Origin of the sequence: Kribbella italica (genome assembly GCF_014205135.1) — a bacterium.
Taxonomy (GTDB): Bacteria; Actinomycetota; Actinomycetes; order Propionibacteriales; family Kribbellaceae; genus Kribbella; species Kribbella italica.
Map to the genome: position 1 here is coordinate 6,765,411 of NZ_JACHMY010000001.1, position 26,735 is coordinate 6,792,145.

General features: G+C 69.8%; 9 protein-coding genes. 5 read left to right on the plus strand and 4 right to left on the minus strand.

The genetic code is table 11. The features are described from left to right. Nucleotides 1-18: 18 nt before the first annotated feature. Complete coding sequence (locus tag HDA39_RS43900; RefSeq protein ID WP_202893176.1) at nt 19-1,005, minus strand: ricin-type beta-trefoil lectin domain protein; 987 nt, start codon at nt 1,003-1,005, stop codon at nt 19-21. Nucleotides 1,006-1,238: 233 nt separating this feature from the next. On the opposite strand from HDA39_RS43900, the gene HDA39_RS31645 reads away from it, so the two are divergent. Genes HDA39_RS31645 through HDA39_RS31655 form a run of 3 tightly spaced genes read left to right on the plus strand, consistent with a single transcriptional unit; the run spans nt 1,239 to nt 7,359 of the window. Further along, nucleotides 1,239-1,784: a sigma-70 family RNA polymerase sigma factor gene (locus HDA39_RS31645; RefSeq protein ID WP_202893177.1), complete on the plus strand. Its 546-nt coding sequence runs from the start codon at nt 1,239-1,241 to the stop codon at nt 1,782-1,784. Further along, nucleotides 1,781-2,875 carry a hypothetical protein gene (locus tag HDA39_RS31650; protein ID WP_184801429.1) on the plus strand — a complete coding sequence of 365 codons (1,095 nt, stop codon included), beginning with the start codon at nt 1,781-1,783 and terminating at the stop codon, nt 2,873-2,875. The genes HDA39_RS31645 and HDA39_RS31650 overlap by 4 nt, the downstream gene beginning before the upstream one ends. Further along, entirely contained in the window at nt 2,866-7,359 is a 4,494-nt protein-coding gene (locus tag HDA39_RS31655; RefSeq protein WP_184801431.1) for an FtsK/SpoIIIE domain-containing protein, read from the plus strand. The genes HDA39_RS31650 and HDA39_RS31655 overlap by 10 nt, the downstream gene beginning before the upstream one ends. 89 nt (nt 7,360-7,448) lie before the next feature. Here HDA39_RS31655 and HDA39_RS31660 read toward each other — a convergent pair whose 3' ends face one another. The 3 genes from HDA39_RS31660 to HDA39_RS31670 form a co-directional block, all read right to left on the minus strand. Further along, nucleotides 7,449-7,757, minus strand: coding sequence for a hypothetical protein (locus HDA39_RS31660; RefSeq protein WP_184801433.1), 309 nt, complete (start codon nt 7,755-7,757; stop codon nt 7,449-7,451). Between the two features lie 89 nt (nt 7,758-7,846). After that, on the minus strand, nt 7,847-8,149 hold the full coding sequence (locus HDA39_RS31665) for a hypothetical protein (protein ID WP_184801435.1): 303 nt from the start codon (nt 8,147-8,149) through the stop codon (nt 7,847-7,849). 32 nt (nt 8,150-8,181) lie between these two features. Beyond that, a complete protein-coding gene (locus HDA39_RS31670) occupies nt 8,182-9,090 on the minus strand; it encodes a hypothetical protein (protein WP_184801437.1) in 909 nt (302 codons plus the stop codon). A 149-nt stretch (nt 9,091-9,239) separates the two neighbouring features. On the opposite strand from HDA39_RS31670, the gene HDA39_RS31675 reads away from it, so the two are divergent. Both HDA39_RS31675 and HDA39_RS31680 read left to right on the plus strand, forming a co-directional pair. Further along, the gene (locus tag HDA39_RS31675; RefSeq protein WP_184801439.1) at nt 9,240-24,164 is read left to right on the plus strand and encodes an actin cross-linking domain-containing toxin; all 14,925 of its coding nucleotides are present in this window, start codon (nt 9,240-9,242) and stop codon (nt 24,162-24,164) included. Then, nucleotides 24,161-26,698: a right-handed parallel beta-helix repeat-containing protein gene (locus HDA39_RS31680; RefSeq protein WP_184801441.1), complete on the plus strand. Its 2,538-nt coding sequence runs from the start codon at nt 24,161-24,163 to the stop codon at nt 26,696-26,698. Before HDA39_RS31675 ends, HDA39_RS31680 begins: the two co-directional genes overlap by 4 nt. Nucleotides 26,699-26,735: the final 37 nt, after the last annotated feature.

Sequence of the window (26,735 nt, forward strand, 5' to 3'; positions counted from 1 at the left end):
CCCTTTACCGCAAGGCCTTCAGGACTGGGCCCACTTCTGGTTGCCGTCACCGCTGCAGCCGCGCAGGAACAGCCGGCCGCCGTTGTCGCCCTTGTCGACCGTGACGCACTTGCCCTCGGCGGCCGGGTTGATCAGCTGGCCCTTCTGGGTGACGCGGAACTGCTGGGCGGCGCTGCCGTTGCAGGCGACCAGCTGGATCGCGGTGTTCTCCGCGATCGAGCCCCAGGCCAGGTCCATGCACTGGTTCAGCGCGCGGACCGTTCCGTCGGAGTTGAACACCCAGCTCTGGCTCCTGCCCGCGTTGCAGTCCCAGACCTGCAGCGGGGTGCCGTCGGTGCCCGCGCCGGCCCGGCCGTCCTTGACGTCGATGCAGCGCTTGGCGCCCTCGCTGCGCATGGTCGCCGGCGTGCTCTTCATCGCGCGCAGCTGGTCGGCGTCCTGCTTGACCGCGTCGCCGCCGGTCTGCTCCTGACCCTTCTCGGTCACCTTCGTCGTGACGGTGGTCGTGGCCTTGGGCAACGTCACCGTCGTACCGGGCTTGACCACCGTGACCTGGCCGCCCGGCGCCGTCACGGTGGTAGTGGCCCCTGGCAACGTCACGGTCGCGCCCGGCTTGAGCACGGTGACCTGGCCGCCCGGCGCGGTCACCGTCACGGTCGCGGTCGCCACCGAGACCCGCGGCTTGCCGGTCACGGTGGTGGTCGTCGTCGCGGTCGGTACGACGGTCGGCGTGACGGTCGGTGTGGTCGTCGCCCGGGACGTGAGCGGCGCGTCGACCGCGACGATCGTGTCCTTCGGCGAGTCTCCGCCGAGGTGCGTCAGCAGCGGTACGGCGACCGCGGCACCGGCCACGAAGGTGGCGACGAACGCCGTCGTCATCCAGGCCCGGCGATCGGGCAGGGAGGTCACCCGCGGCGTCAGTGGACGGCGGGCGAACGTCCCGGCGAAGCGGGTCGAACCGGGTCCGTCGGACCGGCGCGAACGGGCGAATCGGGAGGGCGGCACGTGGGCTCCATGGCTTCTAGGGCGATCAGCCGGCCGCCTCCGGCAGTGGCGGCCTACCCGAGGATCACCCGCGTCCCCGGCCGGAGTCAAACATCTCCGGAAGAACACCGTCCGGTTACCAGATGAGCGCCAGTCGTTACTCATCGTTCACCGGAAGCGATTGCGCGAGTTGTCTTCAAGAGTTAAATTGAAGCCCGAATTTCGGGTCTCTGCCTCTCGTACCGCCCCAACCTGTGAGGTCCGTCATCAACGACATCAGCCCCGGCCGCCTGCACGCCATCGAGCTCTGTCTGGCCGAACGTGACAGCCTGCGCCGCTACGTGAAGAGCCTGGTCGGCTGGGACGCGTTCGCTGTCGAGGACGTGGTCCAGGAGACGCTGCTGCGGGCCTGGCAGCAGGCGGAGACGCTGGACTGGGAGAGCCGGCCGATCCGGATGTGGCTGTTCCGGGTCGCCCGCAACCTGGTCGTCGACCAGCACCGCCGGGCCCAGCGGACCGTGCCCAGCGGCCTGAGCCAAGCCGACTTCGAGACGACCATCAGCGCACCCGACCCGGCCGACGAGATCACCGATCGAAGGGTCCTGGTCGACGCGCTGAGACGTTTGTCACCCGCGCACCGCGAAGTGGTGATCCGGGTTCATCTCTGCGGCCAGCCCGGCGAGGATGTCGCCATGGCCCTGGACGTCCCGATCGGAACCGTGAAGTCGCGGACCCACACGGCGGTCCGCGCGCTGCGGGCCGACCTGCTGCGTCGCGGGTGGGGCGAGGCCGCTGCATGAGTGCACTGGGAGGCGGCGGCAACACGCACCAGGTCGTCGGTTACATCGGCCTGGCGTTGCTGTTCCTCGTCCTGCTCAACCTGCTGGTCCGCAAACTCGGTGGCTGGCGCCGCTTGGGCCGCGGCATCAAGCGGGAAACCAGCCGGACGGTGCACGCCTTCACCGACCCGGTCCGCGACCGGATCAGGTACCGCCGTCGCCTGCGCTTCCTGGCCGGCGTACTGCGGAACCACGCGGGCTGGGCCCAAGCCGAGCAGGCGATGAGTTACGCGGCGGCGATCGATCCCGGGATGGCGCCGTACGCGCTGGCGCTGACGAAGCGGCGGATCGGCGTCCTGGTCGCGGGGGCCGCCGCGGAGCGGCCGTTGCCCGAGCCCTGGGAGAAGGATCCCGACGATCCGCGGTTGTGGTGGATCGAGCGCGGCGAGCTCGCCGACTACTCGTTGCCGCCCGGCTACCGGCCGCCGCAGACCCCGTTGCTGGTCTGCCTCGGGACCGGCACCGACGGCGGCAGCGCGATCATGATCGATCTGCTGGCCGGGCCGTCCTCGCTGTCGGTGTACGGCGTACCGCGGCTCGCGCAGGGCGTCGTCCAGGCCGTGGCCGCGCAACTCGACGTACGCCTGCCGGTCGGAGCGGTGGAGGTTGCCGAGGGCATCCATGACCGGCACGACGGGATGCGGCTGGAGGAAGCGATCCGGCGGATCGGCGCCTGGTTCGTGGTCGGTGCCGGGCCGCTGGACCAGCCGATCCCGTCCGGGGTCCGGCTGATCAGTCTCGGCGTGGGCCGGGGCAGCTCGCGGCTGATCGAGGCGACCGAGGAGCAGGTCCTGCGGCTGCACGGTGGAGCGACCTGGCTGGAGATCGATCCGTTGCCGCTGGCAAAGGCTGTGGCACGATCGGTACGGCGGATGCCGCCGCACGAGTTCGAGACCCGGGGGCCGGTCCGTCCGGCGACCACCGTCGACGACCTGGACGACCTGGAGCTTCCGACCGGTGTGGCCGGGGTCTCGGTGCTGCATCCCTCCGGCGGGCGTCCGGGCGACCGGCCCACTGACGCATCGACGGGGAAGGCGACATCGTGGAGCTGAATCTCACCACGGTCGAACAGCGGGGAGCCCGGCGTACCGACCGGGTGCTGAAACTTCCCAAGGGACTCTCCGTCGGAGCGCTGGCCGAAGGCCTCGGGCAGCCCGGTCAGCAGCTGTTCGTCGGCGGCCGCAAGCTCAACCCGGGAGCTCCGCTGGCCGGGTCCGGAATCCGCGAAGGCAGCGTTCTGGGCATCGGCGCCCCGGCCGAGATGCCCAACCTGTTGCAGCGCCCGGCCGGGCCCGCGCCGATCACCGTCGAGCTGCACGCCGTGTCCGGGCCGGACTCCGGCCGGATCTGGCGGATCGGCCCCGGCAGTCACGAGATCGGCTCCGACCCGCTCTGTGCGATCCAGCTGACCGGGTCCGGCGTACCGCCGCGCGGCCTGTGGGTGACGGTCGGCCCGGGCGGCGACACGTACTGGCACCAGACCGAGCCGATGCGCGGCAAGGTGATGAGCCGGCTGATCGGTCCGCCCGACGACGATGCCGCGACCAGCGCGATCCGGATCCAGGACGTGGAGAACCCGACCGAGGACGAGCTCTCACCGGCGATCGATCCGGGCGAGAGCCCGGTCGGTCAGATCAACCGCTGGCTGCCGGAGGAGGATCTCGCGGTCGGGTCGGTGCTGCTGCGCCGCAGCGGCGAGCTGGAACCGGTCGCCGCGGTCCGGTTCTCCGACGACGGCTTCGGGCTCGACTACAACCGGCCGCCGCGGATCGCGCCGCACCTGGACGACGAGAAGCTGCGGCTGCCGAACGCGCCGAACCCTCCGATGAAGCGTCCGTTCCCCTGGCCGATCGTGATCGCGCCGGTGGTGCTCGGCATGGTGATGGTCTGGCTGCTCAACTCCTACTTCTTCCTCGTCTTCACGATGCTCAGCCCGATGATGATGGCGATGAACTACTTCAGCGGCCGGAAGAACAACCGGGCCGAGCACCTCGAGGCGATCCGCCGGTACAACGCCCGGAAGGCGGCGCTGGAGGAGGAGATCAGCGTCGCGGTCGCCCGCGAACGGCTGGTCCGCAACGTGACCGCGCCCGATCCGGTCCGGATCGCCCAGCTGGCCACGATGCCGGGCAGCCGGCTGTGGGAACGCCGCCGGTCCGATGCCGACTACCTGCTGCTCCGGCTGGGAACGGCCGACCAGGCCTCGCTGAAGGAGCTCGACGACCAGAGCCGGGAGGAGAACCACCGGACGATCCGGTGGACCATCCCGGACGCGCCGGTCGCCCTCCCGCTGCGCGGGCACGGCGTGGTCGGAATCGCCGGGCGGGACCTGGAGTCCCACTCGCTGAGCCGCTGGATGGTGATCCAGGCCGCAGTGCTGCACTCGCCGCGGATGCTGCGGATCATCGTCCTGGCCGAGCCGGACCGGGCCGAGGACTGGAACTGGGTCCGCTGGCTGCCGCACCTGCGGCCCGAGGGCGGCCCGGCGTCGGTGCTGATCGCCAACGACGACGCGACGACGACGGCCCGGGTGACCGAGCTGATCTCCCAGGTCCAGGGACGGCAGCGCCGGATCGAGGCCTCCGGCCGGAACGAGCCGCTGCGCGACCCCGAGATCGTCGTGATCGCGGACGGCGCGCGCCGGCTGCGCGACGTACCGGGGTTCATCCAGGTCCTCACCGACGGGCCCGCGGTCGGCGTCTACAGCATCTGCCTGGACCGCGACGAGCGGCTGCTGCCCGAGGAGTGCGGTGCGGTGCTGGCCACCGGTCTGCAGACGCTGACCGTGAAACTTCCCGGGATGCCGGACCTGAAGAACGTCCGGATCGACCTGGTCACCTCGCAGTGGTGCGAACAGATCGCCCGCGCGCTGGCGCCGGTGCGCGACGTCAGCCCCGACCACGACGCCGGCCTGCCGAAGAGCGTCAAGCTGCTCGAGGAGCTGGAGCTGGAGCCGCCGACCGCGGAGACCCTGCTGGGCCGCTGGCAGCGCCGTCCGGCCAGTACGTCGTTCGTCCTCGGCGCCGACTTCGACGGTCGGTTCGTGGTGGACCTCGTGCACGACGGACCGCACGGCCTGATTGCCGGAACGACGGGGTCCGGCAAGTCGGAACTGCTGCAGACGATGGTCGCCTCGCTCGCGAGCGTGAACCGGCCGGACGAGCTGACCTTCGTCCTGGTCGACTACAAGGGGGGTAGCGCCTTCAAGGAGTGCGCCGGACTGCCCCACACGCTCGGCATGGTGACCGACCTCGACACGCACCTGGTCGAGCGGGTGCTGGAGTCGCTCGACGCCGAGCTGCGCCGCCGGGAACGAATCCTCGCCGACGCCGACGCCAAGGACCTGCCCGACTACCAGGCCAAGCGGCTGGTGAACCCGGAGCTCGGACGGCTGCCGCGACTGGTGATCGTCATCGACGAGTTCGCCGCGATGGTGCGCGAGATCCCGGAGTTCGTGCCGGGCCTGATCGGCATCGGCCAGCGGGGCCGGTCGCTCGGGATCCACTTGATCCTGGCCACCCAGCGCCCCGGTGGCGTGGTCAGCGGTGACATGCGGGCGAACACCAACCTGCGGATCGCGCTGCGGGTGACCGACGCGGCCGAGAGCATGGACATCGTCGACGTCAACGAGGCGGCCTCGATCAACCCGTCGATCCCCGGCCGGGCGGTGATCCGGCGTGGGCCCCGGCTCGCGGACCTGTTCCAGACCGCGTGGGTCGGCGCCGAACGCGATGTCGAGGACGACCTGATCGAGCAGGGCCCGGTGGAACCGTCGAACGTGCACGTCACCGATCTCGACTGGGAGTCGCTCGGCAAGCCGGTCTCCGTGGACGACGCGCCGGTCGTCGAGAACGAGGCCCCGGCCACGCTCGCGGTCACCGACCTGATGGTTCTGGTCGAGGCGATTCGTGAGGCGACCGAGCAGCTGGAGGACTTCGACGTCCAGCCGCAACCGTGGCGGCCGGCGTTGAAGCCGCAGATGCTGCTGTCGGAGCTTCCGGAGACGAGTCACCAGAGCCTGTTCGCGCCGTACGCGCTGGAGGATCTGCCCGCTCTGCAGCAGCAGCGGGTCGCCGGGGTCGACTTCGAGACCTTCGGGCACCTGTACGTGATCGGGGCCCCGCGGACCGGGCGGACCCAGATGCTGCGGACGCTGGCCGGATCCGCGGCGAAGAACATCAGTGTCGCGGACCTGCACATCTACGGCATCGACGCCGCCGGTGGCGGTCTGGCCACGCTCGAGGCGCTGCCGCACTGCGGCGCCGTCGCGTCCCGGCACGACATGGAACGGATGAGCCGGGTCCTGCGCCGGCTGAACCAGGAGATCACCCAGCGGCAGGAACTGGCCGGCAAGCACAACGCCACCGGTCTGACCGAGCTGCGCAAGGTGCTGCCGAAGGCGGAACGCCCGGCGCACATCCTGGTCCTGATCGACGGCTGGGACGCGCTGTCGGCGACCCTCGAGGACCACGACCAAGGACAGATCCTGCAGGACGTCATCCGGTTGCTGCGCGAGGGCGCCGGCGTCGGCGTACACGTCGTGGTGACCTCGGAGCGGTCACTGCTGGGTGGGCGGCTGGCCTCCCACAACGACCACAAACTGCTGCTGCGGCAGGCCGAACGGACCGACTACCAGGCCGCCGGGCTCCGGCTGAACAAGGTGCCGGCCGTCATCGGTCCCGGTCGCGGCTGGCACGTCCTGACCGGCAGCGAGACCCAGATCGCGGTACTGGCCGAAGGCGGCGGCGCCGCGCAGGTCGAGGCGATCCGGGAGATCGCGATCGAGGCCCGGAAGCGGGACTCGAAGGTCCCGGCCGGGCGCCGTCCGTTCCCGGTCACCGAGCTGCCGACGGCGGTCGAGTTCTCCGCGGTGTTCGACCTCGTTCCGGACGAGTTCCGGCGGCCGCTGTGGGGCCTGATCGGTGTCGGCGGCGACGACGCCGGACCGCTCGGGGTCGACCTGGCCGGCGTCGCCTCGTCGTTCGCCGTCCTCGGGCCACCTGGATCAGGGCGTAGCAACACGCTGTCCTGCTTGGCCGTCTCGCTGCTGGCCGGTGGGACGTCGCTGATCCTGATCACCCCGCGGGACAGCCAGCTGCGGACGCTCGAGCGCCATCCCCAGGTGGTGCTGATGAGCAGCGGGGACCCCGGCGAGGACCAGCTCCGCGCGACCCTCGACCAGATCGCCGGTCCCAAGGTCGTGATGATCGACGACGCCGACCTGCTGATGTCGGCGGCCGCGGACCGGGTCCTGAAGGAGATCATCGCCTCCGGCCGGGACAACGGCACCGCCCTCGTCTTCGGCGCGTCCACCGACGGCTTCCAGTCCGGGATGGGCGGCTGGCCGACCGCGGCCCGCCGGGCCCGCCGCGGCGTGGTGACCGAACCGCACTCCTTCGGCGACGGCGACCTGATCGGCGTCCGGCTCAACCACAACATCACCCGGGCCGCGCCCAAGCTCGGCCGGGCCTGGACCACCGGTCCCGGCTCGGTCCCGATCACCGTCCAGCTGCCGCTCACCACGCTGCGGGCCTGACCGCGGACCGTTGCGCACGGCAAAGAAAAGAGCCCCGGGAGGAATCTCCGGGGCTCCTTCCGGTGCTGGTGGTCCTGGGTGAAGCCGTCCTACTTCGACTGGTTCAGGCTGTCGGTGATGCCCTGGTCGAACTCCTCGGCGTTCTTCTTGATGCCGTTGAACATGTCGGAGAAGTCGTTGATGCCCTTGACCGCGGCCTGCAGGCTGGAGTCGAAGTTGTTGTAGGTGCTGCGGATGACCTCGCTCGACTGCTTGAAGACCATGCCGTCCTCGACCAGCGTGTTCACCCGGTCCCGCAGGGTGCCGATCAGCGGCACGATCTGCTCGTGGGCGTTCTTCATCAGGTTGGTGACGTCGACGATCTTGCCGTAGTCGAGGTTGATTCCGTCTTGCGCCATGGCGGATAACTCACTTCCTGGTTGGGCTGTGGACACTGCGGTTGGGTCGAACGTCGTCCTGGGTCATGGGCCAGGCCGTGGTCGGTGGTTCAGCCGGGCAGAGCGGCCTTGATCTTGTCGTCGAAGTCCTTCGCGCCGGCCTCGATGTCGTTGAACATCGTGGCGAAGGACTTGATCCCCTCGGCCGCCTGCTGCAGCGAGGTGTCGAGGGAGGCGTAGAGGTTGCGGATGGTCTCGCTGGACACCTTGAAGACCAGGCCGTCCTCGACCAGGAGGTTCACCCGGTTCCGCAGGTTGATCAGCTGCGGAACCATCTGGGCGTTCGCGTCACTCAGCAGACCGCTGACCTCTTCGATCTTGCCGTACTCGAGGTTGATGCCGTCCAGTGCCATATCGGTTGGCTCGCTTCTGTCGTCGGTGCAGGTCAGACGGCGCCGAGGGTCTCGGGGATCTCGTCCTCCTCGTTCTCCTCCACGCTCTCCGGGGTCTCGACCCATTCCTTGCTGGTACCGCTGGTTTCGTCCGGTCCTCGGGTGTACTCGCGGACGACGCCGTCGGAGTCCGTCACCGTCTGCGTCCCGCTGCCGTCAGCCTCGATGGTGGTGTCGGTGATGTCCTTCTTGCCCTCGGAGTCAGTGCTGGTCGACACGCTGTGGGAGCCACCGTCGTCGTGGATCTTGGTGTCGTTGTGCACCGTGCTGCCGTCGGGGTACGTGCTGTCGGTGACCATCGTGTTGCCGCCGTCGCTGTACGAGGTGACCGAGGTGTAGGTCTTGCCGTCGTAGGTGACGGTGGTCTCCTCCTTGGTCACGTTGCCCTCGTCGTCCACGGTCAGGTGGGTGTTGACGTTGCCGCGGTCGGTGACGATCGACTGGTCCAGCGGCGGGGCGTCACCAGGGTCCTCGGCGCTGCAGAAGCTCGGCGCGTGGTCGAGCACCCAGTTCTCTTCGAGGCAGTCGTCCGGGTTCTCCTGGAGGTGGTCCCAGTCGGCCTTCTCCCGGTAGTAGTTCGACAACGCCAGGTTGCTGTTGGTGCTCTGCATGCCCTGGGCGATCTCGGCGTCGAACTGGAGGAACGCTTCACCGACCGAACCGAACGAATCGCTGAGCGCGTTCAGGCCCTTCTTGGCCTTGCCCATCGTGTACGAGGCGTTCTGGTGCAGCTCCGAGACGGCCGACGACATCTCGCTGCTGCCCAGCTCGTCGGTCGCACCGCCCTCGCCGAGGTTCATGAAGACCTCGTCGTCCATCGACGGGATCAGGTCCTCGGCGAGATCCTTCAGGTCCGTCTTGGCGTCGTTGAGCAGGTTGTAGTCCATCTTGATGTCGGCCATCGCGCCTCCCGCTGTCCAGCCGGTTCCACCCAGACCACGTGGCGAGGGCCACTGCGGTTCAGAGTGTTTTTCTGCCTCCCGGACTGAACCGTGGGGCGCACTCCCACGTGGACCCTCGGAAGGACCGCTTCAACCGGAGGAGGGTTCGGATGCCACGCCCTGGCGACTGGGACGCGATCGGTCTCGGCAGCGACCCCACGCCGGGGGACCCCGAGAAGATCAAGGGGCTGGCCGACGGATTCAAGAAGATGGGCGGCAAGGCCCGCGAGATCATCAACGCGATCGACGCCGTGATGAACAAGAACGACGACAGCGTCTTCAAGGGCAAGACCGCCGAGGCGCTCCGCGGCAAGGTGGACGACAAGCTGCGCAATCACGTCGAGGACGTCGCGACGTCGTTCGAGACCGCCGCGCAGGCGTTGCGCGACTGGCGGGACGTCGTGATCGAGCAGCAGGGCAAGGCCGACGCCGCCCTCGCGTCCGGGCGTGGGTTGTCCGAGGACGATCCGGACCGTGACACCTACAAGGAGACCGCCAAGTCGGCCGGTGAGTACCAGTCCGACCAGGCCTCGACGTACGCCGGGAAGATCAACGCCGCCTCCGACATCGACCTGCCGATCTCGGAGTGCGAAGCGTTCTGGGAGGCCTTCAAGTGGTTGGCGATCATCCTCATCATCCCGGCGCTGATCTTCGGCGGTGTGGTCGCGCTGATCGCGATCGGGGTGAACCTGGCCCTGTTCATCAAGACCATCGTCGACGTCGCCAAGGGTGACGCGAGCTTCCTGGACCTGTTCCTGGCCGGGCTCGGCCTGATCGCGCCGACCACCAAGGCGCTGCCGATCTTCAGCATCATCAAGGGCGTCGGGGCCGGCATCAGCGCCGGGGTGAAGGGCATCACCCAGGGGATCAAGAACATCTTCAACGGGACGATGAGCTTCAAGGGGCTGTTCACCGGGCTCAAGGGCCTGACCACGCTCGGCGCGCTGTCGATCAGTGAGATCGGCCTGATCGTGGTCAAGAACATCAGGACGTTCTCGGTCAACACGGTGAACTTCACCAAGGCGCACTTCGGCGGCATGCAGTGGACCCGGATGTTCCTGCCGGTCGCCGGCGACGAGATCCGCGCGTTCAAGAACCTGGGCTTCGGCAACTTCGACTCGTTCACCAAGGCGCTGAAGGTCGGTGTCTTCGACCGCGGCGTGCTCAACAAGAACGTCATCGGGCTCCCGCAGATCCCCAAGCCGGGCGCTGTCATCCCGACCGACTCCGGCGGCGGCAAGACCGGCGCCTGGGCCGACTTCAAGTCGTACATGATGAATCCGCCGGAGATGGTCCCGCTCAACGCCGGCACCTTCAAGACCGGCGCCTGGGCCGATTTCAAGTCGTTCGTCATGAAGGCGCCGTCCCTCGTCCCGATCAACTTCAAGGGGCTCGGCAACTCCATCAGCTCCGGCTTCCAGGGCCGCAACATCGCCACCGACCTGCACGACCTGATCCCGATCAAGGCGGGCGAGTTCGGGCGGCCGGCGCCCACCGTCACCACGCCGGCCGGGCTGGACATCCCCGCCGACGCGGGCAAACTGGTGTCGGTCCCGCCGCCCGTCACGGTGCTCCCGCCGGCGCACGTCGGGACGCCGGCGATCCCGGCGACCACGCTGGGCGACGTGTCGATCCCGCAGACGAACATCGCGGTCCGGCCGATCGACATCAGCACCACGACCCCACCGGCGACGCACGTCAACAACGTCGCCCTGGGCAACGTCGGCAACGTCAACCTGCCGGCCACGCACGTCAACAACATTGCCCTGGGCAACCTCGGGAACACCAACATCCCGGCGACCCACGTCAACAACGTCGCGCTGGGCAACGTCGGCAGCACCAGCATCCCGTCGCCGCACATCAACAACGTCGCGATCGGCAACACCGGGGTCGCCAACATCCCCACCCCACACGTCGGTACGCCGGAGGTCGGCTCCACGCACCTCAGCGGCACCAACGTGCAGCCGCCGGCGGTCAACACCAACATCAGCGCACTGCACGTCACCACCCCGTCCGGCTCGAACGGCCTGGCCGACCTGACCGGCGCCCAGCTCCGGAGTACGCCGCCGGCCATCTCGCCGCACTTCGCCAGCCAGATCTTCGACGGTGCCTCGAACGGTTTCCACGCCGGCCAGTTCCGGTCGATCGCCCACGAGATCTTCAACAACCCGGGCGGTGCGACCTTCAGCGGGACGCACTCGGTCACCGGGACCCCTTCGGTGGCCGCGCCGGGCGGCCTCGACCGGATCAACGCCGCGCTCGACCTGGTGCACAACCCCAACGTCGCCTCGCAGGGCGTCAACCCGCCGCCGGTGAACACCGCGAAGGCCGGTGGCGACGTCACGGTCAACCCGAACCTGGCCGGCGCCGATCTCAAGACCCCGCCTCCGGCCGGCGTGAAGTTCGACAACCCGGGCCTGGCCGGCACCCAGAACACGAACATCCCGTCGGTGAACGTCCAGCAGGTCGCGATCCCGCAGCGGGCCGTCGACCTCACCGTCCAGCCGGGTGCCCTGCACACCACCGGCCAGGGCCCGGTCACCCCGCCGGCCACGAACCTTCCGGACGGCGTCGGGAACCACGCGCTGACCAACCCCGGCGGCAAGGCGGACGTGCCGGGCAACCTGACCATGAAGCAGGACCTGCCGGGCACCGCGCACGGCAAGCTGGACCTGCCCGGCAACCTGGGCGGCAAGCAGGAGGTCCCGGTCGGCCCCACCGCGAAGCTGGACCTGCCGGGCAACGCCGGTTCCAACCAGCACACCCCGACGATCCTGGTCGGCGACAAGCCGTTGCCGACCTCCGCGACCCCGGTCGAGAACCTCGGCCAGGTCGGCAGCGCGACCCACACCCCGATGCCGACCCAGAGCCTGGACACCAACCTGGTGCCGGTCGCGCCGCGGGCCACCGACCTGACGCGCGACCCCGGATTCCCGTTGGGTGGCCGCTACAACCCCAACTCGGACATCGGCACGAACACGATCGCCAGCCGGTCCGAGATCGCCCTGGACGGCATCGCGGACCGCAGCAACGTCATCCTCAAGATCGAGCGCACCCAGGGCGGGGTCAGCACCTACCACCTGTACGGCGGAGGGCCGAGCGGCCGGATGGAGGTGCTGCCGACCGGCAACATCCGGTTCACCGACACCGCGACCGGGAACACCGTCCGCTTCGACAGCGCCGGCGTCAAGATCGACGAGGGCCTGCGGTTGACCAAGGCCGACGGCCTGCTGCGGATGGACGACCAGGTCGTGCTTCCTGGTCAGGCCGGCGAGTTCCGGGTCACCACGGCCGGCGGCGACGTCGTACCGAGCGCTCCGACGGTGCGGCAGCTCAGCACCGGTGAGTTCGAGGTGATCGACAGCTCGGGCGTCCGGTCGGTCTACAGCCCGCAGGGCAAGTTCGAGGCCCACGCGATCGGCTCGACCTGGGACACGGACTTCGCCGCCAAGGCCGCGGTCTTCCGCCGGCCCGGCGACACCGACGCGATGGTCGGCGCCAAGATGGACGACTTCGGTCACGTGGTGCGGGCCCAGGCGAACTTCGACGAGGCGGCCGGCAACGTCGCGACGCACGGGCACCGGATCGACGGCCCGTCGTCGGGTCCGTCGGTCGGCGACCAGGTCCACCTCGACCTGCGGGCCGCCCAGGCCGATCTGGACCTGGCCAAGGCCGAGTTCGCCGGCAAGCACGGGCTGGACGCCGACAGCCTCCAGCAGCAGCTGGACGACGTCGTGCTCGACTCGCTCAAGGAGCGGCCGCGCCTGCTGGGTGGTCGTGGCAGCGGCCCTGTCGACCTGCCCGGTGGCGGCGGGATGACGTTCGAGCTGAACGGCGGCCGGGTCACCTTCAGCGGTCCGGCCTCGGACACGTTCACCAGTGTGGTGACGCCGAAGACGGTGACCCTCACCGACGCGGCGACCGGGCACACCTGGACCTTCAGCCGTGGCTTCGGCGGCCGGGTGAACCACATCGGCGAGTCGTTCCCGCTGAACGGCGGGCTGTTCGACGGCCGGCCGATCAACCTCGAAGGCCGGATGGGTTCGTTCGACCAGGCGGTCGTCCGGGACCTGGACGGTCAACCGCTGCCGGTCAAGCTCACCGACGACGGCTTCACCGTCCCGTCGGCGCAGGGCCCGGCGCTCTACAGCAAGTCCGGTGAGTTCCAGGGGTTCGGCCCGTCGGTGGGACGCGACCTGCCCGTCGCCGTACCGCCGCCGCACCTGACCGGCGACGCGCTGAACCGGTGGAACGCGCAGGTCGACCTGTCCCGGACCCACCTCAACATGACCGACCCGGCCGTCGACGACCTGATCAAGTCGGTGGCGGGCGGTTCCTTCACGGGCAAGCGCGGCTTCGAGGGCTACGTGAACCCGACCGCGCTGGCCGACGGCTCGCTCCTCGGCAAGGTGCAGCACTTCCACAACGTCACCGAGGACCTGCTCACCAAGGGCCCGGTCGACAAGATCACCGTGTACCGCGGCGTGACCATGGATCCGGGCAGCGCGGGCGCCGCCCGCTTCACCGAGCGGCTGCCGATCTCGACCTCCTCGACGATGTCGTTCCAGGGCGAGTGGGCCAAGGGCAGCGCGCTGAGCAACCGGGTGGTCTTCGAGATCGACGTCCCGCCCGGTCACGGCAAGCTGGCGATGTCGTACCCGGAGGGGTACAAGGCGCTCGACACCGAGGTCAAGCCCGTGCACGGCGACCAGTTCGAGGTGACGCTGGCTCCGACCACCCTGGTCCGGACCGACGCTCCGGTCCGGGTCGAGGACGGCCTGACCGTCATCCCGGTCCGGGCCGAGCAGATCCCGCCGGCGCAGTACGGCGACCTGATCAACGCCAAGTGGTCCGGCCTGTCGTCGGAGTCCGCGTTCGACGACTTCGTGAAGTCGTTCGACGTCGACCAGCTCAAGCAGTTCGAAGGGATGAGCGACGTCACCGCGACGTCGATCCGCAGCACCGACGGCCTGACCAGTACGACGACCGTCAGCAAGGTGGGCTTCGACGGAGACGACCTGACGATCACGGTGATGCGTGATCCGAAGGCCGACTCGGTCCGGGTCACCATCGCGGCGGACGGGCTGAACAAGTTCGACCAGACCTGGAGCCGGACGGACTTCCGCAACCTGGCCACGGACCTGCGCGGCCACGTGCTGCACAACAACGAGACGTTCATGAACTTCCCGAAGCCGGGCCAGTGGCAGATGGAGACGGCGGACGACGTACTGCTCGATCCGCTGAAGGAGCAGCCGCGTCCGCCGGTGCCGCTGGCCCAGTCGGTCGAGAAGGTGCTGGAAGGCGACCTCGCGGCCGTGGCCGGGAAGTTCGACGGCCTGCTGGACGACCTGGGCCGGCCGGTGCCGCTCGACGGCAAGGGCAAGGTGGGGGCCGGGACCATCGAGCAGCAGTGGGCCGACGACCTGGCGGCCCAGGTCGACGTGTTCCGCAAGGCCGGTGAGACCGACGCGGTGGCCACGGCCCGGATGACCGATTTCATCCCGGTCAAGCAGGCCCAGGCCAGGTTCGAGGCCGCACTCGACGACGTCGCGACGCATGGTCACCGGATCGACGGCTCGTCGTCGGCTCCCTCGGTCGGCGAGAAGGTGCAGGCCGATCTGCGCGCCGCCGAGTTCGACCTGAACGCCAAGAAGGCCGAGTTCACCGGCAACCACGGGATGGACGCCGACGACCTCCTGCAGAAGCTGGACGACGTGATCGCGGATTCGCTGAAGGAGCGGCCGCGACTGCTCGGTGGCATGGACGGCCGGATGACGGGGCCGCCCCCGCCGCCTCCGCCGCCCCCGGTGCGGAGCGCCGCGCCGCCGCCCCCGCCGCCTCCGCCCGCCGCGGCGGCGAGCCACGGCTCCGGGTCCGGCGGCGCGGCGATCGACCTGCCGCCGCAGGTCCCGGCGCCGAAGTTCCAGAAGGAGTTCAGCAGCGCCTCCTTCGGGCACGAGAGCGAACTGCGGGGGCTCACCGTCGCGATGCCGGACGGCACCGACCGGGTGTTCGCGTTCGTCAAGCGGGTCGACACGGACCAGCCGTTGATCATGGTCACCAAGGACATGAGCACCGGCGGCTACCACAACCCGGCGAACCTGTCGCACGTCGCGGGCGGCAACTGGAAGACGCACACCGTCGAGCTGGTCAGCTATCCCGGCCGGGTGGCCGACGAGGCCGGCACCAAGCTCGGTGACGACGCGGCCGACTTCCTGCTGGACGTGTTCAACGGCCGGGTCAGTGGCGCGAACCACCGCCCGATGGAGCCGGTGGTCAGCCCGGACGGCCGGTTCGAGCTCCACATCACGAACAACAAGCACGTCCTCGCCGGTGGCAACGGGGTGGGCCTGGAGCACGTCGGCCCGGTCCAGATGCCGTCGACCGGGCAGCAGATCACCGTCGGCGTGAAGGCGTCGGACTTCGGCAGCGGCGCGACCAACGAGTTGCGCCTGCTGACCGACAACCCCTGGTACAAGGCCGAGTTCCGCAACGACAGCGCGCTGGTGGCGCTGAAGGGACTCGACGACCCGGGGGCGGTCGAGGGTGCGTACACGTACCTCAAGTCGATCATGACCTTCACCTCCAAGCAGGTGGACAAGCACGGCATCGCGATCGGTGACTTCCCGGGGATGGCGCCGCACCGCGGCCTGACCGATCCGGTGGTGAAGAACGACTGGGGTGTGCTGCCGCGGACCCAGCCGAAGGTCGTGCTCGAAGGTCTGTCGGAGGGCGACCGGCTGGCGACGCTGAAGCTGCTGCGCGAGTCACCGGCCCCTGGCGACCAGGGCGTCTGGAAAGAGGTCAAGGCGTACATCCTCGGCGGCGGCGAGGTGGCCGGGCACGGGATCAACGACGCCGTCATCGCCGGCGAGAAGGCCCTGCTGTTCGAGTTCCGCGCGGTGCCGGACGGGCTGAAGCACCTGATGCCCAGCCAGAAGATCACCGCGGTCACGGTGAGCGACCCGCTCGCGGGGCTCGGGGCGGGGCGTGGTCCGGCGATCAGGGAGATCAACACGTTCCTGAACGCCGACGACAACCTCAACTCGTTCGCCGGCTGGTTCAAGGACAAGTTCCCGGACAAGCCGGCGAGCTGGGACGCCGGCAAGATCGCGAAGTTCTCCACGGCCTCGAACAAGGCCGACTGGCTGATGACGACGCACCCGGCCAAGTGGGACGAGATCGTCAACGGCCAGGCGCCCGTCGACCTCAAGGGCAAGGGCAAGGCGGTCGACGTCGACCTCGACGTCAGGCCGCCGGCGCCGTCGCTCCACCAGACCATCGACGACGTCGCGCTCGACCCGCTGAAGGAGCAGCCGCGGCCGGTCAAGCCGATCACGAGGTCGTTCGACGAGGCCTGGGCGAACGACGCGGCGGCCAAGCTCGACGTGTTCCGCAAGCTCGGCGAGACCGACGCGATCGCGACCGCCCGGATGGAGGACTTCCGGGAGGTGTACGCGGCGCAGACCAAGGTCGACACCGCGCTCAAGGAGCTGGACGCGGGCGCGCACCGGATCGACGGTTCGTCGTCCGGTCCGGCGGTCGGGGACGACCTGCGGGCCGGCCTGCAGACGGCGCGCAACGAGTTGCACACGGCAACGATGACGTTCGAGACCAAGCACGGGCTGAAGGTGGACGACCTCCACCAGCAGTTGGACGACCTGGTCACGGAGTCGCTCAAGGACCGGCCGCGGCTGCTCGGCGCCGGAGGGAAGGAGGTCCTCGTCCCCGGTGGCGGCGTGACCTTCAGCTTCGACGGGACGCACGCGAACTTCATGGGCGCACGCGCCGCCGAGTACGACGGTGTGCTGACCGGCAACACCCTGACGGTCTCCAGCGGCGACGGTCTGCGGACGCTGACCTTCCAGCTCAACCGCCGGACCGGCGACCCGATGCTGACGGTCGACGACCTGGCGCTGAACGGCGGCGTCGCCAACGGGCAGCGGCTGGTCGTGGACATCGAGGACGGACTGCCGCAGAACAAGGTGATCTTCGACGGCCAAGGTGGTCGCCTGCCCGTCACCTTCTCCGGAGCCACCGGGGAGTTCCGGGTGCCGTCGGCGCAGGGGCCGCAGTTCTACGACCGGGCCGGCAACTTCCTGCGGGTCGAGCCCGGCGTCGCCGGACCGCGTCCGGACCTCAACCTGCCGGCCCGTCTGGACGGGGACGCGGCGGGCCAGGCGCGGTGGACGGCACAGGTCGACATCTCGCGCACCCACATGGCCGCGATGGACGAGCTCGGCGACGTCGCCGAGCTGATGGGGAAGATCCGCGAGGGCGCGTTCACCAGCAAGCGGTTCTTCGGCGGCTTCGTCGATCCGAACGTGCTGCGGGGGGCCGGCGCCGACCAGCTGATCGAGGCCGTGGACGACTTCAACCGGGTGGCCGACGACCTGCTCGGCCAGGGACCGATCGGCAGTACGACGGTCTACCGCGGGGTCGCGATGGACCCGATTGCCGCGCAGGCGGACGACTTCGTCGAGCGGCTGCCGATCTCCACGTCGAGCGGCTGGGACTTCCAGCCGCAGTGGGCGAAGGGTGCCGACCCGGGCAAGCGGGTCGTGTTCCAGATCGACGTACCGCCGACGCACGGCAAGATCGCCCTGTCGTACCCGGACGGCTATCAGCTGGGACCCGGCGAGCTGCGCGCCCTGAACCAGGAGCAGCTCGAGGTGACGCTGGCGCCGACGGTCCTGAAGCGGACCGGGGACTCCTTCCAGCACGGCGATCTGACGGTCATCCCGGTCCGGGCCGAGCAGATCCCGGCCGAGCAGCTCGACGACCTGATCACGCAGCGCTGGGACGGCCTGTCGTCGACGGAGGCCTTCGACGACTTCGCGAAGGCGCTGGACGAGTCGCACCTGCGCAAGTTCCCGAACATGGCCGACGTCACCGCGACGTCCAAGCTGAACCCCAACGGTCTGGTGAACACGATCACCGTCAGCAAGCCGGGGTTCGCGGGCAACGACCTCACCGTCACGATCACCCGCAACGGCGACGCGGTGACCGTGACCTCGGTCTCGGACGGCGTCCAGAAGTTCAACCGGACCTGGAGCGGCGACGAGTTCGGCCCGATCGCCACCGATCTCAAGGCCGGGTCGCTGCACGACAGCGACATCTTCGCGACGATGTCGCGGCCGGCCGACTGGAACAGGACCACGTTCAACGCCCAGTGGGACCAGGACCTGGCGGCCAAGGCCGGGGTGTTCCGTCAGCCCGGTGACACCGAGGCGATGGTCAGTACCCGGATGGAGGACTTCACCCGGGTCCAGCAGACCAAGACCAACCTGGAGCAGGCGCAGCTGAACGTCGACCTGCACGGCCACCGGATCGACGGTTCGTCGTCGGCGCCGGCCGTCGGTCAGCAGGCGCGAGCGGACCTGGACGCGGCGCGGGCCGACTTCGACAGCTCGCTGCACGGCTTCAAGCGCAAGCACGAGATGGACTTCGACGACCTGAGCGACGACCTGGGCAAGCTGCCGAAGCGAGGCAAGCTCGACGGCAGCAGCCGCGCCTTCGAGCTGCCGGGTGGCGGCGTCTCGTTCCAGGTCGGCAACCAGACGGTGCACTTCACCGGGAGCCGGGCCGACTCGTTCATCGGCGCGGTGGACGGCCGCACCGTGACCATCAACCAGCTCGATGTCGCGGGCGACATCGCGCGGACGTGGACCTTCGAGAAGGGCTTCGGCCGGCCGAACCTGGTCGGTCAGACGTTCACGCTCACCGACGGCCCGCTGGCCGGCAGCATCGCCGACCTGCGCGGATTCGCCGGCAAGTTCGAGGGCACGCTGGACGGCGGCCTGCCGGTCAAGCTGACGGGTGACGAGCTGCTGGTGACGAGCCCGAGCGGCGTCCTCAAGTACGACGGCGAAGGCTCCTTCGTCGGTCAGGTCGAGTTCGCGCCGGGCCGGATCGGCAACCACGACCTGGCCGGCGACGTACGGGTGTCCGTGCAGGGTGACCAGATCACCGCGGTCGAGGTTCCGCGCGGGAGCGCGATCGAGGTCCATCACACCGGCGGCGACCTGAAGCTGACCAAGCTGTCGCCCGACGGCAGCACGGTGGTCCACACGTGGGAGTACAAGCCAATGCCCGCGGGTGGCCTCGGCCTCACCGGTGAGTCGCTGCAGCTGACCGACAACGCGCTCGGCGGCCAGTGGCTGAAGCTGACCGGTGACGGTCTCGGGGGGAACACCGCCACCGGGATGATCGACGACGTCGCGGGATTCCGGTGGCCGGTCAAGGCCGACGCCGACACCATCACGATCGCCTCGCCGGGCGGCGCGCTGAAGTACGACCGCGCGACCGGCGTCTTCCGGGAGCTCGACCAAGGCGTCACCGGTGCCAGGCCGGCCCCGATCGCGACGCACCTGACGGACTCGCTGTCCGCCGAGCGCTGGACCAACGCGGTCAACCTGTCCCGGACGCACCTGGACGCCGCGGCGGCCGACGACTCGATCCGGGCCGTGCTGGACGACGTGGCCGACGGTGCCTTCAGCTCCCACCGCCGGTACGACGGCTATGTCGACCCCCGGGGCGTGGACGTGAACCACCTGGTCGCCAAGGTGGACGAGTTCGTGCAGGCCACGACCGACCTGTCCTTCCGCGGCCCGAACGCCAAGGTCACGGTGTACCGCGGAGCTACCCTCGACGCGCAGCTCGCGAGGACCGACGAGTTCGTCGAGCGGCTGCCCGCTCCAACGACGCACGGGATCGACGGCCAGCGCCCCCTGCCGGGGAACGGGGTCCAGACCCACCGGGTCGTGTTCGAGATCGACGTACCGGCCGAGCACGGCAAGTTCGCGTCGAAGTACCCGGCCGGCTACCAGCGCGGCGCCGACGACGCGCCGGCGGTGAACGGTGGCCAGTTCGACCTGACGCTGCCACCGACCACGCTGATCCGGACCGGGGACAACCGGATCGAGGACGGCCTGACGGTCATCCCGGTCCGGGCCGAGCAGTTGCCTCCGGCCCGGTACGGCGACCTGATCCGCGAGCCGGCTCCGGTGTCGCCGCTGGCGACGGCGTACGACGACCTGGCGCGGGCCTTCGACCAGCAGTCGATCGGGAACTGGGACGGCTTCCGGCACACGACGGTCCGGACCGGGACCAGTGCCGACGGCAACGTCACCACGCTGACCGTGAGCCGCCCCGGCTCCGCCGACCACCTCACCGTCACGATCGCCCACGACCCGATCGGCGGATCGGTCACGGTCAAGCTCCATGACGGTGTCCAGGAGATCTCCAAGGCCTGGGACAGCGCCGGGCTCGGCGACCTCGGCACGAAGCTGCGCGGCTCGGTCCTGCACACCAGTGACGAGTTCGCGACGTTGCCGCGGCCGGCCTCGTGGCCGCAGGACACGCTCGACGTCCGGATCCAGCAACTGCCCGGCAACGTCGTGGTCAGGGTCGAGAACGACGGCCTGACCACGACCCACCAGCTGCTCACCGCGAACCCCGGCACCAGGCTGGATTCCCTGCCTGACGGGCGTTTCCGGGTCATCGAAGGCAACCAGTACCACCTGTTCGACGCCACCGGTGGCCACCTCGGCCATGGGCACGCCGTCGGTCTGCCGGGTCAGAGCGGGTACCTCGAGATCGTCGGGCAGACCGCCCAGCGCCTCGACGCCAACTTCCAGCCGATGGTGGGGCGCGCGGTCACCTTCGACGGCGTGACCGGCGAGTTCACCGTGCTCCGCGCCGGTGGGCACGACGTGTTCGACCTGCGCGGTGCGGTGGTCCGGGAGATCACCGAGCTCGACCCGCTCGGCGCCGGACCGGCCGGGACGAAGATCACCCGGAACTCCGACGGCGCGGTCACCTGGACCGGCGCGGACGGCCGGCCGGTCCCGACGCCGCACCAGGTCACGGTCGACGCCCAGGGCGGCATCAGGATCGAGATCCAGGCACCCGGCAGCCCCCGCAGCGGCGAGTACCACCAGTACTCCCGGACCGGCGAGCTCACCGAGCAGGGCTTCCCGGTCATCAACAAGGGCAAGGCGACCCCGTACACGTACGTCGTCGACCGCGTGGCCGGGACCTGGACCCGGACCGGTGGCGAGACGGTGGACGCGAGCGTCGGTGGCTTCCTGCACGGCAAGCTCGATGTCACCGGAGCCGGCAACGGCAACATCAAGCTGCTCAGCTCGACCGCCGCCGAGGTCCAGGTGTTCGAACGCCGCTGGCTGCCGGGCGGCACGGTCCTGGACAGCTTCCGCAAGACCGACACCCTCGGCTTCGGGGCCTTCGACCGGCGGACCGCCTGGGTCACGTACGACGGCGCGGGCGGCGTCGCGAACTGGGGCAAGCGCGAGTTCGACACCGGCGGTTTCGCCTGGCGCGACGTCGACCACAACGGCCGGTTCGCGCACCACTACCAGCAGGGCCTGCAGAAGTACGACAACCCGATCGCCGAGCAGGTCGGCCCGATGGGCAAGGCGGACCAGGAGATCACCGGCCACGTGCTGGCCGTCCGCGGTACCGACAACCACTGGACCTGGACCAGGTTCGACGCCGACGGCGGCGTGGTCGCCTCCGGCACGCGCACCTGGGAGAAGCTCGGCGACGGTTTCACCGACCGGGTCCGGATCGGGACCACGGACGAGATCGCGCAGCAGAAGTGGGGCACCTGGAACGGCGTCGACACCGCGCGCCGGTACCAGGAGTTCAAGCTCGAGATCGACGAGGGCGTGGTGGCCCGGTCCGGCGAGTTCGACGTCCGCGGCACCGGCGACAAGTCGATCGGCGGCGCCAAGTTGCTGGACAACGGCGACATCGTGGCGGCCACCCGGGTCGGCGAGCAGCGCCCGCCGGTGTGGTTCCGCGAGCTGGTGCAGAACAACAACCGCACCTTCGACGGCTACACCTCGCACATCGCGAAGGACCCGCAGTACCAGATCCACCGCTGGGAGACGTCCGGTGCCGGCGGCAACAGTCGCGGTGTGCGGTACCAGGCCGGCGACGAGTCGTTCGTCGACGTGGACATGGCCGGCAACTTCGTCCGGTACGAGGGCAAGCTGCACGACGGCAGCAAGCTCAAGGTCGGCGACCAGGTCAGTCCGCCGGAGACGGCGCTGCCGCACCTGGACGGCCGGACGGCCAAACCCTGGGAGAACGAGACCTCCCGCGGCTGGCGCGCGTTCGACAACGAGAACAACACCTGGGAGGACTTCGTCCAGCTCCCCGGCCCGAGCCGGATGGACCAGGGCCCGGACTGGGTGCTGATCCGCAAGAGCGAGCCGGACGGGCAGGTGCGCGAGTTCCCCGAACCGGGCAACACCAACGTCTGGATCCAGCGCGACCCGCACGGCAACCTGGTCGGCGAGCAGCACCTGGCGCCCGGCGTACGGGGTGATCGGACGCCGCGCTACCTCAAGGCGACCGGCCCGGCCGACTCGTCGTCGTGGACCTGGCGTGAGCTGGACGTCAACGGCGTGGAGACCGGGCGCGGCGGCGACCGGTTCCACTTCAAGGGCTCGCGTGAGGAGTCGATCAGCTGGGACAACTCGTTCCGCGACTTCGATGCCGGCGGCAACTTGATCCGCGACCGGCACCTGCTGGACGAGGGCCGGTACGTCGACTCCTGGAAGACGGCCAACAACAACTGGCGCAGCGCCGAGTTCGACAAGTTCGGGCAGCGGGTCGACGTCGACGTCACCTTCAACCGGCGCTGGGGCACCGGCGACGGCTCGTGGTCGTCGCGCTGGACGCCGGGCGCCAAGTACCACGCCGACTTCCAGGCCGGGACCGGCGCGCTGGGCGGGCGGTTGCGGTTCGAGACGCCGCAGCACGTCGGTGACGGACGGCCGGTCCGGGTCCGCGAGTACGTGGTGGACGCCAACGGGGTGGCCGACCGGGCGCAGTGGAAGGAGTTCGACTTCGACCAGATCGTCCGCGAGCGGGTGGCGTCGGGGTCGAACTACCTGGAGACCGACAAGATCCACGGGCAGTGGAAGCTGTGGGACGACGTCGGCGAGGTGATCGGCGAGCGGTCCCAGAACGGCCTGGTCTTCGAGCTCCGCGGCGGCAAGCTCCGGCTGACCGGCAACGAGTACGACTTCCGGGGCGCGCTGACCGAGTTCCGCGGCTTCAACGCCCGGATCAGCGACGCCCAGCGGCAGCCGTGGCTGATGCACTCGGACCTGACCTTCGACGCGAAGGCGTACCGGCCCGGGGGCAGCGCGGCGCGGGTGGAGGCCAACTACGCGTCGTTCTCGCGGATGCTGATCCAGAAGACGGTGCTGAACGCGTCGGTGGACTTCGTCCTCGAGTACACCGCCAGCGTGATCATCCTGGCGATCATCGCCGAGGCGCAGAACAAGCCGTTCACCGGCACCGACGCGCTCAAGGCGCTGATGAACGCCGCCGTCGGCACGACCCTGCGCACGGTGGCCGGCAGCGCGCTGACCGAGACCAAGCTCGGTGGGTCGTTCCGCGACCTGAAGAACACGATGGGCAACCTGGACAGCGGCAAGCTCGGCACCAACCGGCCGACCAACAACACCGCCACCTGGGGCAAGGAGTGGGCCGGGAACAGTGGCGTCACGAAGTGGCGCGGTGGCACCTTCGACTACAGCCTGGGCATGATGCTGCTGCCGCTGACCGCCTTCGTGAACGGCACCATGAACGCGGCGATCTTCGGGGTCACCGGACCGGACGGCAAGCCGGTCAAGCTGACCGGCTTGCAGGCCGTCGCCGAGGGCGGGATGTCGATGGCGACCGGCTACGCGGTGGCCAACAGCCTCGGCATGCTGCGCACGATCGGGATGGGCTTCGGCGCCGGGCGGTACTTCCAGAAGGGCGGGCTCGCCGATCTGGCCGCCGGGTTCGGGCTGAAGTTCTTCGAGAAGGGGCTGTCGATCGCGTTCCTCGGCCCGGCGCTGCGCGCGTCGATGAACCCGCCGTGGTCCCAGCCGCTGGCCTTGCCGCCGGGTGTTAACGTGCCACCGCCGGAGACGACCACCTCAGGTCTGGTGCTGCCGCCCGGCGTACAGCCGCCGCCGGCGCCTGACACGGGTGAACAGGGAGCGCAGTGACGACGAGGTATGTGGCGCCGAAAGGCGGGCGGGGAACCTTCCGGCGAATCTCCGACGCGGTCCGCGCCGCCAGTCAGGGCGACGTCGTCCTGGTCGCCGCCGGCCGGTACGAGGAGCAGCTGGTCCTGGACCGCTCGGTCGTGGTGATGTCCGAGCAGGGCCAGGGCAGCGTCGAACTGACCGGCGTCCGGGGCAGCGGCGAGCCGGCGGTCCTGGTCGAGGGACTCGAGTGCGCGCTGCGCGGTCTGGTCGTCCGCGCGGCCGACGACAGCGGTACGCCGGTGATCGGGGTCTCCAACGGGGCCGGCGTACTGATCGAGGACTGTCTCGTCACCGGCGGCCGGATCCATGCCCGCGGCAACGAAGGTGGCAGCCAGGGCTCGGACCTGACCGGGTACGGCGTCACCTCGGTGCTGGTCCGGCGCTCCACGCTGGGCAGCGGCCGGCTGGCCGCGATGCACCTGTCCGGCCGGGTCCGGGTCCAGATCGAGGACTGCACGATCGAGAAGATCGACGGCATCGGCGTCGTCCTGTCCGGTGCGGCGCACCTGGAGGCGAGCCGGCTCCGGATGACCGGTACGGCGGGCTACGGCTTCCGCCTGCGGGGTGCGGCCCGGGTGACGATCGCCGACTCGGTGCTGCGCCGGACCGGGATGGCCGGCGTACTGCTGGAGGACGGGGCGACCGCGTCGCTGACCGAGGTGACGATCGACAAGGCGGGCGCGGCCGCCGTCCAGGCCTCCGGGTCGGCGAAGGTCGAGCTGACCGACTGCCGGTTGCGGGACACCCAGGCCAGTGGGCTCGTGATCCAGGGCCAGGCCGAGCTCACCGCGAAGGGATGCACTGTCGCCGACTCCGGCGCGAACGGCCTGCTGATCTCCGACGCGGCCGAGGCGAAGCTGACCGACACCCGGTTCGACCGCTCGGCCTTCAGCGCCTTGCACCTCGGCGACACGGCGACGGCGCGGCTAGAGGGCTGCCTGGTCCGGGGCGGCGCCGAGCACGGGATCCACGCGACCGGCGCGTCGCGGGTCGAGCTGGAAGGGTGCGGCATCAGCGAAGTCGGCCTGACCGCGCTCTCGGTGGTCGACGACGCCGTCGTCCGGGCCGAGGACTGCCGGATCTCGGGCGGCTCGGTCGGGGTGCATCTCGAGTCGAGTGCCGCGACCAGCCTGGAGATCTGCTCGGTGACCGGCACCAGCGGCACCGGGATCGAGCTGGCCGGCTCCGGCTTCGTGCGGCTGGACGCCGTCCGGGTCAGCCGGACGAAGGCGGCCGGCATCGTCGCCGGGACCGGGTCGTCGACGGAGATCAGCGGCGGAACCATCGAGAAGTGCGACGGATCCGGCCTGGTGGTCTGGTCCGGCGTCGCGCCGACGGTGACCGGACTGCGGGTGGCCGAGGTGGCCAAGAACGGGATCTACCTGGCCGAGAAGGCCGCCGGGACGTTCACCGACTGCGACGTGGTCGGCACGAAGTACCCGGCCCTGCATCTGAGCACGGGGAGCGCGCCGACCCTGCGGCACCTCCGGATCCGGGACTGCGCCGGCGCGGCCGGTCAGGACGACGGCGCGAACCCGGTGTTCGAGGACTGCACGATCGACGGCGTACCGATGAATCCGCCGGCCGCGAAGGGAGCAGCCGGTACGGCGAACGCCACCGCGACCGCGAACGGGACCGAGCCGGTGACGGCGATGCTCGACGAGAGCATGCCGCCGGACGACGAGACGCTCGAGGACGTGCTGGCCGAGCTCGACGGCCAGGTCGGTCTCGAGCGGGTCAAGCGCGACGTCCAGTCAATGGTGAAGCTGATGCAGGCGGTCCGGATGCGGCAGGAGGCCGGCCTGCCGGCGCCGCCGCTCAGTCGGCACCTGGTGTTCGCGGGCAACCCGGGAACCGGTAAGACCACCGTGGCCCGCGTGTACGGGCGGGTGCTGAAGGCGCTCGGCCTGCTCCGCAAGGGCCACCTGGTCGAGGTGGACCGCACGGCGCTGGTCGGCGAGTACGTCGGCCACACCGGGCCGAAGACCACCGCCGCGATCAACCAGGCGCTCGGCGGCGTGCTGTTCATCGACGAGGCCTACTCGCTGGCGCCGGTCGGGATCGGTAACGACTTCGGCGCCGAGGCGATCGCGACGCTGGTGAAGATGATGGAGGACCACCGCGAGGACCTGGTGGTGATCGTGGCCGGCTACGTCGGCGACATGGACCGGTTCATCGGTGCCAACCCCGGCCTCGCCTCCCGGTTCACCCGGACGCTGCTGTTCGACGACTACACGCCGGCCGAGCTGGTGGCCATCTTCGAGTACCACGCGAACGAGCACCAGTACGAGCTCAGCGGCGACGCGCGGACCGCGCTGTCCCACCTGTTCCAGGTGCTGCCGCGTGGCGAGGGCTTCGGCAACGGCCGGTCGGCCCGGCAGATCTTCCAGCAGATGACCGAACGGCAGGCGCACCGGCTGGCCGAGCTGGACGCGCCGACGCCCCAGCAACTGGTCAGCCTCGAGGCCGCTGACATCCCGCAGGGGTTTTAACGGTCGTTCCTGAGTAGTTCACAGAAAAGATTGCACG

Bases quoted from the DNA above. Each gene is read 5' to 3' on its own strand.
- HDA39_RS31670 (WP_184801437.1), bottom strand. From the start codon at position 9,090: ATGGCCGACATCAAGATGGACTACAACCTGCTCAACGACGCCAAGACG.
- HDA39_RS31650 (WP_184801429.1), top strand. From the start codon at position 1,781: ATGAGTGCACTGGGAGGCGGCGGCAACACGCACCAGGTCGTCGGTTAC.
- HDA39_RS31665 (WP_184801435.1), bottom strand. From the start codon at position 8,149: ATGGCACTGGACGGCATCAACCTCGAGTACGGCAAGATCGAAGAGGTC.
- HDA39_RS31675 (WP_184801439.1), top strand. From the start codon at position 9,240: ATGCCACGCCCTGGCGACTGGGACGCGATCGGTCTCGGCAGCGACCCC.
- HDA39_RS31660 (WP_184801433.1), bottom strand. From the start codon at position 7,757: ATGGCGCAAGACGGAATCAACCTCGACTACGGCAAGATCGTCGACGTC.